Origin of the sequence: Escherichia sp. MOD1-EC4550, assembly GCF_963876935.1 — a bacterium.
GTDB lineage: Bacteria > Pseudomonadota > Gammaproteobacteria > Enterobacterales > Enterobacteriaceae > Escherichia > Escherichia coli_F.
Map to the genome: position 1 here is coordinate 254,417 of NZ_CAWNSE010000012.1, position 14,174 is coordinate 268,590.

Below are 14,174 nucleotides of genomic sequence, written 5' to 3' on the forward strand. Positions count from 1 at the left end.
ACGAGGGATTATGCGCGGCAAATAAGAAGTGCGGAAATAGCGAAATGCAAAATTATAACCTGCTGCACATTTTATTTTGAAACGAATAAAATTTTGAAAAAAGCAAGTCAGAGAGAAGAAACAAAAAAGCAGAGTGTGAAACAGTAAGTTCACACTCTGCGTTAATTCATTTACACGTGAGCAACGGGTTTCGGCGTATGACCGGCGTTGCGAAGCAGCATCAGCAAATAGATAAACGATACGCTGGCGATCATGATAAACAATAAATTATCGGAGAAATTCTGCATTAGCATGGCAGTAAATGACGGGCCAAGCAGACTTCCCACAGTATAGCTCAACAGTAAGGCCTGGTTCATCGCCACCAGTTGATGATGTTCAACTTTCTCGCAAGCCCATGCCATCGCCACCGGATATAGCGTAAAGCCAGCGGCACCGAGGATGAATAACGCTGGGGCCATCGCCGCCTGACTAAGCATCGCGATACTGCCGAGAATGACGACAAAGACCTGAACACGCAACACCAGCAGTCGACCAAACTTATCCGCCAGACGTCCAATCGGCCATTGTCCAAGGATACCCGCACTGACCAGTACCGCCATCCAGAAACCAATGCTGGCATTGCTCACCCCTTTGTGATTGAGGTACAGCGGCATCAGGCCATATAGAGATCCCAGAACGATTCCTGAGATAATGCAGCCATTCACGCCAAGCCGCGCCTGACGGAGTTTTAGCATGGACGTAATTGACGTCGAATCATGGTTTTCAGCCTGCTGATTCAGCACACGCGTAAACAACAGCGGTAAGATCCCTGCCAACGTCAAACCTGTAACCCACGGCAATACGGACATCAGCTCGGTTGAAACTTTGCTGACCAGTAACTGGCCTAAAAACGTTCCCACGTAATAAACCATCATATACGCAGCAAGCAAACGCCCACGGTTACGTGACGTCCCACTGCACATCAGCGCGCTCTCAACAACCACCCAAATCATGGCACAGCCGACACCCGCGACAAAACGCCACGCCAACCAGCTCCAGAAACCAATCATCAGGCCAAGACCTGCACAGCCAGCAGCAAAAATGAAGGAGGCCAGATAATAGCTGCGGTTAAAGCCAAGGCGTTTAATGACATACCCTGTCAGCAATGTACCGACCAGGTTGCCGGTAAAATAGGATGAGCTGACAACGCCTACCTGCCATGTGGACATATGTTCCTGGGCGAGCCAAAGCGGCACGAGTGTATTTAACACTGCGATCGCCAAAGTCAACAAAAGCAGGCCAGACAGCAAAAGCATGACAGGCCGGGTATACGTGGACATGAATTAAAACCGTGAGGAAGTTCAAATTTCATGCGCATCATGCCACCGCCAAAAACATTGTCAATGGGTGAAAATACGCGCATATCGCAGCTGAGGTATTATCGATTTATATTACTCATTCATAACGCTAATGCTGGAGAGACGATTAATCTCATCTAATTGTTTTTATTGATCTAACACAAATTTCATACGCTTCGTTCAGTCGAAAAATTTCATGGTCACAGCAAACTCATATTTCCCGTCTATGCTTTCAGAGCAATGCATCGCGTCTGACCGATTTCAGACGTACCGCTGACTCTCGAAAGGAGAAGAGGATGACCAAACCGTATGTTCGTCTTGATAAAAATGATGCTGCCGTTTTGCTTGTTGATCACCAGGCTGGTTTACTTTCCCTTGTACGGGATATTGAACCCGATAAGTTTAAAAATAACGTGCTGGCGCTGGGCGACTTAGCTAAATACTTCAACTTACCAACAATTCTTACTACCAGTTTTGAAACCGGCCCTAACGGCCCATTAGTTCCGGAACTGAAAGCACAGTTCCCTGATGCACCTTACATTGCTCGCCCGGGAAATATTAACGCCTGGGATAACGAAGATTTTGTGAAAGCGGTAAAAGCGACAGGTAAAAAACAATTGATTATCGCTGGTGTGGTAACCGAAGTTTGCGTTGCGTTCCCGGCACTTTCGGCAATTGAAGAAGGGTTTGATGTCTTTGTCGTGACTGACGCGTCAGGAACCTTTAACGAAATTACCCGGCACTCGGCGTGGGATCGAATGTCGCAAGCGGGTGCGCAATTGATGACATGGTTCGGCGTGGCGTGCGAGCTGCATCGCGACTGGCGTAATGATATTGAAGGACTGGCGACGTTGTTCTCTAACCATATTCCTGATTATCGTAATTTGATGACCAGTTATGACACGTTAACGAAGCAGAAATAAAAGAGAACCGGGGCCGAAACCCCGGTTGTTACTCATTAACTTGCGACGGCCATCCCCACGGTCATATGCAAACCATAGAATACGCCACGACCGATTAATTCCCCTGCCAGAAGCAGAATGAATGATACGGAAAGTAGCGGAACCGCAGGCTGATAACCTTTTAGCTGTGGTGCAATCCACAAGCACAGGGCAACAGCCAAAAGCACGATCCGCCAGGACATCAGCGCACCATAGTCCGGCACCAGCGCTGCGGCCTGCTGCACAGAGCTATGAATAGTCGCCAGCTCTGCGCCCTGCATCACTGACACCACGCCACTCACTACCAGGGCCAGTACAGAAATAGCTGGCAGCAGACGCATCGCCCAGCCATCGACGCCAGCCAGACTCAGTAACAGGTAACCCAGTAACGGGCCGCCCATGAACATCGTCAGGAAGAAGCCCATCGGTGTCCAGATACTGTACCAGGTGGGTACGGTATCGATGCTGTTATAGACACGCACCATCATCCAGACAAAGACTACGCCAAGAACCATCGTCACCACCAGCCACAGCGTACGCAATGCCGGTGACAGCTTTTTCAGCATTGCCAGTAACCAGCCGATGCCACCAACAGCAAAAAAGATCGAACCGCTGGCGATTTCGTTACTGAGTGCTGAAGCCCCTACCCGGTTGAGCGAGTTAAAAGCGCGCATCGGCGAACCAAGATGGAGCATAGAGGCGATAAAGCCAATACCCATCAGCACCCATAAGCCAAACATGCAGGCGATAACACGCTGCTGGGCTTCTGCTCGCAGGTCGCCTTTGAGCAGCGCCAAACCCAGAACGATAAAACCACCCGCCACACATTGCCCGAAGACCGTGAAGATCATCAGCGGCCATTCATGCCATCCACTTCCCATCTCACACCTCCTTCGGGTTTGCCAGATAGCCAGTGGTATCCCCGGTCGGGCGGCTGTTGGCATTGGGTTTGATCACAATATTCGGTTTGGTAAAGTGAGCTCGCGGCAACGGCGCAACCGCCGCCAGATCGCCATGTGTTTTACGTAGCTCGTCGATAGGGCCGAAATCCAGCGCCCGCAGCGGGCAAGATTCAACACAGATCGGCTTCTTTCCCTCCGCAACACGGTCATAACAACCATCGCATTTGGTCATATGGCCTTTCGTTTCGTTATATTGCGGTGCGCCATACGGGCAAGCCATATGGCAGTAGCGGCAGCCAATGCACACATCTTCATCGACCACAACAAAACCATCTTCACGTTTATGCATCGCACCGCTCGGGCAGACTTTAGTACAAGCCGGATCTTCGCAGTGGTTACATGAAATCGACAGATAGTAGGCAAACACGTTCTGATGCCAGACACCGTTATCTTCCTGCCAGTCACCGCCAGCATATTCATAAATGCGGCGGAAGCTGACTTCCGGCGTCAGATCTTTATAGTCTTTACAGGCCAGCTCGCAGGTTTTGCAACCGGTGCAACGGCTGGAATCAATAAAAAATCCATACTGGGTTGTCATCGGTTACTCCTTACACCTTTTCAACCTGAACCAGGTTTGTATGTGACGGATTCCCCTTAGCGAGAGGAGACGGACGTTGAGTGGTCAGTACGTTAATACAACCGCCCTTATCGACACGTTTTGCATCCGGGTCATACCAGGCACCTTCACCCAGTGCGACCACACCCGGCATCATTCGTGGCGTCACTTTTGCCTCAATGTGAACCTCACCACGGTCGTTAAAGATCCTGACCTTATCGCCGTTGTTGATACCGCGTTTTTGTGCATCAAGCGGGTTGATCCACATTTCCTGACGGCAAGCTGCTTTCAGTACATCAACGTTGCCGTAAGTTGAGTGAACGCGAGATTTGTAGTGGAAGCCAGTAAGCTGCAGCGGATATTGTTTGTTCAGCGGATCCTGATAACTTTCAAAGCCCGGCGTGTAGATCGGCAGTGGATCGATCACGTCGCCTTCTGGCAATTCCCAGGTCGCGGCAATGTCAGCCAGCGCCTGCGAATAAATCTCAATTTTACCCGATGGCGTGGTCAGCGGATTTGCCTGCGGATCTTCACGGAAAGCTTTATAAGCAACGTGATGCCCTTGTGGGTCGCGCTTTTTAAAGATCCCCTGCTTGCGGAACTCTTCAAACGTTGGCAGTTCAGGAATCGCTTCCCGCGACTGGGCATACAGATGCCGCATCCACTCTTCCTGTGTACGGCCTTCAGTAAACTGTTGCTCAACGCCAAGACGTTTTGCCAGTTCGCTGGTCATTTCATAGATGGTCTTACATTCAAAGCGCGGTTTAATCACCTGATCGTTGAAAATCACGTAAGACATATTCCCGCAGGATGCATCCAGTGCAAAGTCCATCTGTTCGGAAGCGGTGCAGTCAGGCAGCAGGATGTCAGCATATTTCGCTGATGAGGTCATGTGGCAGTCGATAACCACAATCAGCTCGCACTTCTTATCATCCTGAAGGATTTCATGGGTACGGTTGATTTCAGAATGCTGGTTAATCAGGCAGTTACCGGCATAGTTCCAGATCATTTTGATCGGCACATCCAGCTTATCTTTCCCGCGCACACCATCACGCAGCGCTGTCATTTCCGGGCCACGTTCAATGGCATCGGTCCACATAAACATCGAAATGCTGGTCTGGATCGGGTTTTCGAGGGTCGGCATACGGACAAAAGGTAAGCTGTATGAACCTTCACGCGCGCCGCTGTTCCCCCCGTTAATACCAACGTTACCGGTCAGAATCGCCAGCATCGAGATAGCACGGGTTGCGATTTCACCGTTAGCGTGACGCTGCGGGCCCCATCCCTGGCTGATAAACGCCGGTTTGGTACTACCGATTTCACGAGCCAATTTGATGATTTTGTCTGCCGGAACACCGGTGATTTGCGAGGCCCATTCCGGCGTTTTAGCCACGCCATCTGGCCCTTCACCCAGAATATAAGCTTTATAGTGACCATTTTTCGGCGCACTGGCTGGCAGTGTTTTCTCGTCGTAGCCAACGCAATATTTATCGAGGAATGCCTGATCCACCAGGTTTTCGGTGATCATGACATACGCCAGACCGTTAACCAGTGCGGCATCTGTTCCCGGACGAATAGGGATCCACTCATCTTCGCGCCCGGCACCGGTGTCGGTATAGCGCGGATCGATAATGATCATACGAGCATTGGATTTCTGACGAGCCTGCTCAAGGTAATAAGTCACCCCACCACCGCTCATTCGCGTTTCGCCAGGGTTATTACCAAACAGTACCACCAGCTTACTGTTTTCAATATCTGACGGGCTGTTACCATCCGCCCAGCCGCCATAGGTATAGTTCAAGCCTTCTGCAATTTGCGCGGAGGAGTAATCTCCATAATGGTTCAGATAACCGCCACAGCAGTTCATTAGCCGCGCGACCAGGGTATTTCCTGGTGGCCAAGAACGGGTCATGGTGCCGCCCAGCGTACCGGTACCATAGTTCAGATAGATAGACTCGTTGCCGTACTCTTTGATCAGGCGCTGCATATTGGTCGCGATGATGTCGTAGGCTTCTTCCCAGCTAATGCGCTCGAATTTGCCTTCACCGCGCGCCCCGACTCGTTTCATCGGATATTTCAGGCGGTCCGGATTGTAGACACGGCGACGCATGGAACGCCCACGCAGACAGGCGCGCACCTGGTGCAGGCCGTCATAGTTGTCATCGCCGGTATTATCCGTTTCAACATATTTAATTTCACCGTCCACAACGTGCATACGTAGCGGGCAGCGGCTACCACAGTTAACTGTACAGGCGCTCCAGATAACCTTTTCGTCTGACTTTGCCGGAAGGGCACTATCAACAGCGTGCGCAATCCGACTAAAAGGTAAGGTTAATGCGCTGCTGGCCATTGCCAGGCCGCCGATCGCTGTCGTTTTTACCAAACCACGGCGACTCACCTCAGCAGCCAATACCGCATCAGGGATTTTCGTTTTCATAATGGCTCACTCAAGCTTGCTCACGATTGATTCCAGTAACAAACCGTATTGTGTAATTATTTCTATAGCAGTTCGCTATATAGGCTTGTATACATCGAATGATTTGAAAATCAAAGAGATATGTAGATTTTCACTCGAAAGTAGTATTACGTGTAAGTGAGGAGTAATTATTGTTCGGTATCAAAGGGAGACAAAAAAAGCGCCCGAAGGCGCTTTTTAGATTCAGAAAAATTGGGTATTAGCCAATATATTCCAGTCCGTTCATATACGGACGCAGAACTTCCGGTACTTCGATACGACCATCAGCCTGCTGATAGTTTTCCATTACCGCAACCAGCGTACGACCAACAGCCAGACCAGAACCGTTCAGGGTATGAACCAGACGGGTTTTCTTGTCCGACTTGCTACGGCAACGTGCCTGCATACGACGCGCCTGGAAATCCCAAACGTTGGAGCAGGAAGAGATCTCGCGGTAGGTGTTCTGTGCCGGGATCCATACTTCCAGGTCGTAAGTTTTGCAAGCGCCAAAGCCCATGTCGCCGGTGCAAAGAATGATTTTACGGTACGGCAGGCCCAGCAACTGCAGGACTTTTTCCGCATGACCGGTCATCTCTTCCAGTGCCGCCATTGAGTCTTCCGGGCGCACGATCTGCACCATTTCAACTTTGTCGAACTGGTGCATGCGGATCAGACCACGGGTGTCACGACCATATGAACCTGCTTCAGAACGGAAACATGGGGTGTGGGCGGTCATCTTAATTGGCAGATCATCTTCATCGATGATTTCACCGCGTACCAGGTTGGTCAGCGGAACTTCTGCCGTTGGGATCAGTGCATAGTTACTGGTGTCTGCTTCTTCTTCCAGCGGACGAGTATGGAACAGATCGCCAGCAAATTTCGGCAGCTGACCCGTACCGTACAGCGTGTCCTGGTTAACCAGGTACGGAACATAGTTCTCACTGTAGCCATGCTGTTCGGTATGCAGATCCAGCATAAACTGCGACAGTGCGCGGTGCATGCGAGCAATCTGCCCTTTCATTACCACAAAGCGGGAACCAGTCAACTTAACTGCGGCTGCAAAGTCGAGGCCAGAGTGCATTTCACCCAGCGTCACATGGTCACGAACTTCAAAGTCAAACTCACGCGGGGTGCCCCAGCGGCTGACTTCAACGTTGTCATTTTCATCTTTACCTACCGGCACTTCATCTGCAGGCAAGTTAGGGATGGTTAGCGCGATATCGCGAATTTCAGCCTGTAAAGCATCCAGCTCGGCTTTTGCTGCATCCAGCTCTTCGCCCAGTTTGTTCACTTCCAGACGTAAAGGCTCGATATCTTCCCCGCGCGCTTTCGCCTGGCCAATGGATTTCGATCGGGAGTTACGCTCCGCTTGCAGGTTTTCCGTTTTGACCTGCAATACTTTACGACGCTCTTCAAGAGCGCCCAGCTTATCTACATCCAGCTTAAAGCCCCGGCGTGCCAGTTTTTCAGCGACTGCGTCTGGCTCATTACGCAGCAGATTGGGATCGAGCATGCTTATCCTGTGCTTATCGAATTAAATGGGAGATGTGGCCACAGCCTGCGACCACAGGGATACAGTAACAACATTACCGCAACGATAACATTAACGGTAGCGTTTTATGGGGCTATTTTGATCCTGTTCAGCCAGCCAGGCGAGCTTTTCGCCAATCTTGCCTTCAAGGCCCCTGTTTGTCGGGAAATAATAGCGTGTTTGTGCTATTTCCGGCGGGAAGTAAACCTCACCGGCAGCATAAGCGTTTGCTTCATCATGAGCATAACGATATTCCTGACCGTAGCCCATTTCCTTCATTAATTTTGTCGGCGCATTACGCAAATGAACCGGCACGTCATAATCCGGACGTTCGCGAGCATCGGCCAGCGCGGCTTTAAATGCGGTATAGACAGCGTTACTTTTTGGCGCGCAGGCCAGGTAAACAATCGCCTGAGCAATGGCACGTTCACCTTCAGCCGGACCAACTCGAGTAAAGCAATCCCAGGCCGCAATAGCCACCTGCATCGCCCGTGGGTCAGCATTACCCACATCTTCAGACGCAATCGCCAGGCAGCGACGCGCGACATATAACGGATCTCCACCGGCGGTAATAATTCGCGCATACCAGTACAGCGCCGCATCGGGTGCGCTCCCACGCACCGATTTATGCAGTGCAGAGATCAGATCGTAAAAGCGATCGCCTTTGTTATCAAAGCGGGCGCTACGCTCACCGGCGATTTCGGTCAGTAATTCAGGCTTCAGGACCCGCTTACCGCTATCATCGACTTCGGCCATATCCGCCATCATTTCCAGCGTATTTAACGCCCGGCGCGCGTCGCCATTCACCAGTTCAGCAATGGCGCGTCGTGTTTCATCTGGCAGAACAATATCCTGACCACCATAGCCACGGGTTTTGTCTTCCATCGCCTGAGTCAGTACTTGCTCAATATCCTCTGTACTGAGGGATTTCAGCAGATAGACACGGGCACGGGAAAGCAGCGCCGAATTAAGCTCAAATGACGGGTTTTCAGTGGTTGCACCAATAAAAGTGATGGTGCCGTCTTCAATATGTGGCAGAAACGCATCCTGCTGGCTTTTGTTGAAACGATGAACTTCGTCAACAAAAAGAATAGTGCGGCGACCAGCATTGCGGTTTTGCCGAGCGCGCTCGATCGCCTCGCGAATCTCTTTCACGCCAGAAGTAACGGCAGAAATACGTTCCACATCAGCGTTCGCATAGCGGGCAATCACTTCAGCGAGGGTTGTTTTGCCGGTACCCGGTGGCCCCCAGAGGATCATAGAATGCAAATGCCCGGCTTCGATAGCACGCGGCAACGGCTTCCCCGCAGCCAGCAAATGTTGCTGGCCGATATACTGTGCTAAATTTTCTGGCCGCATACGCGCGGCCAGAGGTTGAAAAGTATTATCCGAAAAATCGAGCGACAGATTGCTCACTCAGGTGCCTCTACTTACGTTGATCATCTACCGTGACGCCTTGCGGCGGGGTGAAGGTAAATTTCGCTGCATCCACAGCCCCATTTTGCTGGGATTTCAGTTGATAACTGCTGCGCTGATCGTCCTGCTCCACCGCGCTAAACTGATGGATTGTGCCATCACGCCCCACGTTAATGGTGAACTGCTTCAGATTGCCATTGCTGGCTTTCGGCGTCAGGACAAAGTCATCGCCATTCTGTTTGATATTGTACTGCTGCCAGTCGCTGGACTGGTTGCGGGCAATCAGCATAAACGGCGTATTACCGGTGGCATCTTTCAGCCAGGTTGCCGTAGCTTGCTCAACGAACGGGTTATAGAACCACAGTGTTTTACCGTCAGAAACCAGAATGCTTTCGTCAGGTTGAGTCATATGCCAGTTGAATAAGTTTGGACGTTTCACCCACAGATCGCCCTGACCTTCCTGCACCGCAGCGCCGCTACCGTCAGTCACTTTTTGTGTGAAGCTGGCGTGGAAGCTGCTGACTTTATCCAGGCGGCTTTTCAGATCGCTTGCGGCATCAGCCCAAACGCTGCTTGCTACTAAGCTTGAGAGTAATGCACAGGTGATGGCAATTTTTTTCATCATTATTCCTCAAATTACGTCACTCCCGACCGGGAGCTCCCTCTACTCTCTATTCCAGGCTAATAATCAGCTTGAGGAAAGAAGAAAATACTGAATTTTCAGTTACCAGATTGCCGGATGCGACGCTACCGCGCCTTATCCGGCCTACGATGCATTAATTAGTCAAACGGCGGTGGGGCCAGCACTTCACGATTACCGTTGTGCCCCTGTTCGCTGACAATCCCTTGCGCTTCCATCTGTTCGATAATACGCGCTGCACGGTTATAACCAATGCGGAACTGACGCTGTACGCCTGAAATTGACGCTTTGCGTTTTTCAGTGACAAACTGCACTGCCTGATCGAACAACGGATCCAGTTCTTCAGCGCCATCGAAACCACCCGCACCACCTTCGCTTTCGCTGTCGGAGGTGATGCCATCAACATATTGTGGGCGACCACGCGCTTTCCAGTCCTGTACTACGGCATGAACTTCCTGATCGCGAACAAAAGCACCGTGGACACGTACTGGCAGCGTGGAGTTCGGCCCAGAGTAGAGCATATCCCCCATACCCAGCAGGGATTCCGCGCCAGCCTGATCAAGAATGGTACGTGAGTCAATCTTACTGGATACGGTAAAGGCGATACGGGTCGGAATATTCGCTTTAATCAGACCAGTAATAACATCAACCGATGGACGTTGAGTTGCCAGTACGAGGTGGATACCCGCGGCACGGGCTTTTTGCGCCAGACGTGCTATCAGCTCTTCCACTTTTTTACCTACCGTCATCATCAGGTCGGCAAATTCGTCCACCAACACCACAATGTACGGTTCTTTTTTCAGCACCGGATGCTGGGCATCCATACTGTCACCCGGCTTCCAGTACGGGTCTGGAATCGGACGCATCATGCGATCGGCTTCAGCAATTTTTTCGTTATAACCCGCCAGATTACGCACACCCAGCGCAGACATCAGTTTATAACGACGCTCCATCTCGTTAACACACCAGCGCAGCGCGTTGGCGGCATCTTTCATATCAGTAACAACTTCCGTTAACAGATGCGGAATGCCTTCATAAACCGAAAGCTCCAGCATTTTCGGGTCGATCATGATGAAACGCACATCTTCTGGCTGTGCTTTATAAAGCATGCTCAGGATCATCGCGTTCACACCGACAGATTTACCGGAACCAGTAGTCCCCGCAACCAACAAGTGCGGCATCTTCGCCAGATCGGCAACCACCGGCTCACCGGCGATATCTTTACCCAGCACCACAGTTAATGGTGACGGATTATCGCGGAACTTCGCATTATCAAGCACTTCGCGCAGATAAACGGTTTGTCGTTTTTTATTCGGTAACTCCAGACCTACATAAGGTTTGCCAGGAATAACTTCAACGACACGCACCGCCACCGTCGAAAGTGAACGGGCAAGGTCACGAGACAAGTTAGAAATGCGCGCCGCTTTTACGCCCGGTGCCAGGTTTAATTCAAAGCGAGTGATAACCGGTCCCGGAGAGTAATTGACGACATCGGCTTTAATACGGAAATCAGCCAGACGCGCTTCCACCAGGCGCGCCATTTGTTCAAGCGCAAAGGTATCTACCGGCTCCACTTCGCTCGGCGGCGGTGTCAGCAAATCCAGAGAAGGCAGCGGCGTCGTCGGTTTATGCAACGGACGGCTGTCGCCATTGCGCATCAACAGTGGATGAAGCAGGGTATCCTGCGGCTGCGGCGCAACCGGTTGTTGTGGCTGCTGATACTGCGGCTGCGGCGCAATTGGCTGTTGCGGCTGCTGATATTGCTGCTGTGGTGCAACCGGCTGTTGTGGCTGCTGATACTGCGGCTGTGGTGCAACCGGCTGTTGCGGCTGCTGATATTGCGGCTGCTGTGCAACCAGTTGTTGCGGCTGCTGATATTGCTGCTGCGGCGCTACAGGTTGTTGTGGCTGCTGGTATTGCTGCTGCGGCGCTATCGGTTGTTGCGGCTGCTGGTATTGCTGCTGCGGCGCTATCGGTTGTTGCGGCTGCTGTACAGGTTCAACAATTGGCGTAAACAGCGGTTCGTGTGGCCCATCATCCAGCAAAGCTTTCATTGGCGAAAATTCGAAATCATCCAGCGAGAACGGATTCGCCCCAGCCGGTTGTTCGCCCGAATAACGTTGCTGTTGAGTTTGAGCAAACTGACGAGCCAGTTCTGCCTCTGCTGCAGCATCTGTATCTTCTGCGTTGACTGGCACATCATGTTGATACTGTTCGCCATAGCGTTGCTGCTGCGTCTGGGCGAACTGACGCGCCAGTTCATCCTGCTGCATCGCATCGATTTCATCATCGTTATAATGATCGCCGGAATCGTACTGATTGCGCTGGGCTTCACGGGCTTTTTCTTCTGCCGCACGCTGTGAGGGCAGCTTAATACCGTAAGACGCCAGTTCACGACGAGTTGGCACGCGGATGCGTTTCGGTCGTGGCAACTGCGGGCCAATCCCCTCTTTGACCTGCGGACGCGGTCCAGCGCTATTTGCCAGACTGAAAACTGGCGCGGCAACGGTTGCGGCAGCCCCCGTCGCCAGTGTCGCTTTTTTCACACCAGATGCCAGCGGAGAAACAGCAGCAGCGGCTTCCACTGGAGGTACTGCTGCAACAGAAGGTGCTTTCAGCGAAGATTTGATCGGTTCTGGTTCTTTAACCGGTTCAGGAATCGGTTGATACCAAGCCGCAAGTTGTTCACGTTCACGGGCACGCTTCTCTTCCACTTCTTCAAAATAGTAAAGCGGCGGACGTGCGGGTTTTGTCTCTTCTACAATGGGTTCAGGCTCCACAACAGGCTGCTGTTCAACGGGTTGCGGCTGTTGGTACAACGGCTCCTGAGCGGCTGGCTGCTGATAAGTTTGCTCAGTCTGGTATGTAGACTGTGGAGCAAAAGTAGATTGCTGCTCTTCGGCTTGCCAGGCGTTACCTGCCATCGATTGTTCTGGCGCAGGGGCGTAATACGGCTGTTGCGCAGACTGTTCCGCCGCAGTTGTGTAATACGGCTGCTGAACAGGTTGTTCCGCCGCAGGAGCGTAGTAAGGTTGTTGCACAGGTTGTTCCGCCGCAGGCGCATAATACGGCTGCTGTGGCTGTACAGGTTGTTGCAGCGGCTCATTATATTGCACTTCAGGCTGCGCATATTGTGGCTGCTGAGGGTAACCTTCCGGTGCAGGAGCAATAACCGGCTCTCCCGTTTGTGGCCCCGGTACAGGCTGCCAGGCTACTGTAGGTTGCGCAGGTGGAACATCAACAGAGGCAACTGGCGGCGTCTGAGTCACAGGTTCAACCGGTGCAGCCCAGCTTTGTGTCGCCGTGGTAGCAGCAGCTGCTACAGCAACAGGTTCGGTAATTGGCGCACCGTTTAATAATGGATCGTATTCGTCATATTCTGGCTGCGTTGCACGATTGCCCGAAAAGAGGACGTCGTCAGGGTCGGCAGCCACACCGCGTGCAGTGTAGGTAATCTCTTCTTCATCATCCATCCGCTTACCGGAGAACAACGCAGCATCTGTTTGCCGCCCCATCGGATTAATGAATTTTTCCGCCAGACGTTTACGACGCGCTAACGCGCCGCGAAGAATACGGGCACGGCGTGATTCATGCTGTTTGCCGTGATTTTCATCTTCATATTCTTCGTCGTCTTCATACTCATCTTCATCGACCCAGGTATCATCGCGACGAGTACGATTACTGGCGAAGGTGAGAATGTTTAAAATCCAGCCGCCGAGTTTTTCAGCAATGGTCACCCATGACCAACCGGTGAACAACGTCAGGCCCGCAGCCCAAACGCAGAGCAGCGCAATAGTTCCTCCGCTACTGTGTAGCAGTGGTTGTAGCGTAGTGCTTAGTAAGCTGCCGATGACGCCACCGGAGGCAAAATACCAGATATCGTCAGCGTTGATTGCCGCCAGACCACAAGAGGTAAGGATGAGCGCCAAAACGCCAATGATGCGTAGCGAAACGGCAAAATAATCAATGTATTCGTCACTGGACTGATGACGCCAGGCAAACCAACAGCCGCCGACGATAATGACGGGAATGGTGTAAGCCATCACGCCAAAAATAAAGAACAGCGTATCTGCCAGCCACGCACCGGGCATTCCACCTAAATTATGGATAGGCTCATGCCAGGCCGTTTGCGACCAGCTGGGGTCCGAAGGGTTAAAGCTTAGTAAGGCAGCCATCAACCAGACGGCAAACAGGACAATAAGGATCAGCAACGCCTCCAGAAGGCGGCGGCCGCTACTTAACTTTGTCAATGTGACTTCTTTGTCTTCAGTGTATTCCTGGCTCAAGAAAGGCTCTCCAGGTTACAGGCTTTTCCTGCCCGATGCTAAAACGGACA

General features: G+C 51.8%; 9 protein-coding genes. 1 reads left to right on the top strand and 8 read right to left on the bottom strand.

What is annotated here, in order from left to right; translation table 11 throughout:
* Window positions 1-170: 170 nt before the first annotated feature.
* Window positions 171-1,319: an MFS transporter gene (locus AACU19_RS08560; protein WP_088541639.1), complete on the bottom strand. Its 1,149-nt coding sequence runs from the start codon at window positions 1,317-1,319 to the stop codon at window positions 171-173.
* 314 nt (window positions 1,320-1,633) lie between these two features.
* Between AACU19_RS08560 and ycaC the strand changes: the two genes are divergently transcribed.
* On the top strand, window positions 1,634-2,260 hold the full coding sequence (gene ycaC, locus AACU19_RS08565; protein WP_000165876.1) for an isochorismate family cysteine hydrolase YcaC: 627 nt from the start codon (window positions 1,634-1,636) through the stop codon (window positions 2,258-2,260).
* A gap of 35 nt (window positions 2,261-2,295) precedes the next feature.
* Here the strand turns inward: ycaC and dmsC are convergent, their stop codons facing one another.
* The 7 genes from dmsC to ftsK all read right to left on the bottom strand — a co-directional run bounded on the left by dmsC (window position 2,296) and on the right by ftsK (window position 14,124).
* The gene (dmsC, locus tag AACU19_RS08570; RefSeq protein ID WP_105278096.1) at window positions 2,296-3,159 is read right to left on the bottom strand and encodes a dimethyl sulfoxide reductase anchor subunit DmsC; all 864 of its coding nucleotides are present in this window, start codon (window positions 3,157-3,159) and stop codon (window positions 2,296-2,298) included.
* A gap of 1 nt (window position 3,160) precedes the next feature.
* The gene (dmsB, locus tag AACU19_RS08575) at window positions 3,161-3,778 is read right to left on the bottom strand and encodes a dimethylsulfoxide reductase iron-sulfur subunit DmsB (protein WP_105278097.1); all 618 of its coding nucleotides are present in this window, start codon (window positions 3,776-3,778) and stop codon (window positions 3,161-3,163) included.
* A 10-nt stretch (window positions 3,779-3,788) separates the two neighbouring features.
* Window positions 3,789-6,233, bottom strand: a complete 2,445-nt coding sequence (gene dmsA / locus AACU19_RS08580) for a dimethylsulfoxide reductase subunit A (protein ID WP_000850333.1) — start codon at window positions 6,231-6,233, stop codon at window positions 3,789-3,791.
* Between the two features lie 238 nt (window positions 6,234-6,471).
* Window positions 6,472-7,764 carry a serine--tRNA ligase gene (gene serS, locus AACU19_RS08585; RefSeq protein WP_000886683.1) on the bottom strand — a complete coding sequence of 431 codons (1,293 nt, stop codon included), beginning with the start codon at window positions 7,762-7,764 and terminating at the stop codon, window positions 6,472-6,474.
* A 90-nt stretch (window positions 7,765-7,854) separates the two neighbouring features.
* A complete protein-coding gene (gene rarA / locus AACU19_RS08590) occupies window positions 7,855-9,198 on the bottom strand; it encodes a replication-associated recombination protein RarA (protein WP_000067755.1) in 1,344 nt (447 codons plus the stop codon).
* Between the two features lie 10 nt (window positions 9,199-9,208).
* Window positions 9,209-9,820: an outer membrane lipoprotein chaperone LolA gene (gene lolA, locus AACU19_RS08595; RefSeq protein ID WP_001295343.1), complete on the bottom strand. Its 612-nt coding sequence runs from the start codon at window positions 9,818-9,820 to the stop codon at window positions 9,209-9,211.
* A 158-nt stretch (window positions 9,821-9,978) separates the two neighbouring features.
* Window positions 9,979-14,124, bottom strand: a complete 4,146-nt coding sequence (gene ftsK / locus AACU19_RS08600) for a DNA translocase FtsK (RefSeq protein WP_105278098.1) — start codon at window positions 14,122-14,124, stop codon at window positions 9,979-9,981.
* Between the last annotated feature and the right edge of the window lie 50 nt (window positions 14,125-14,174).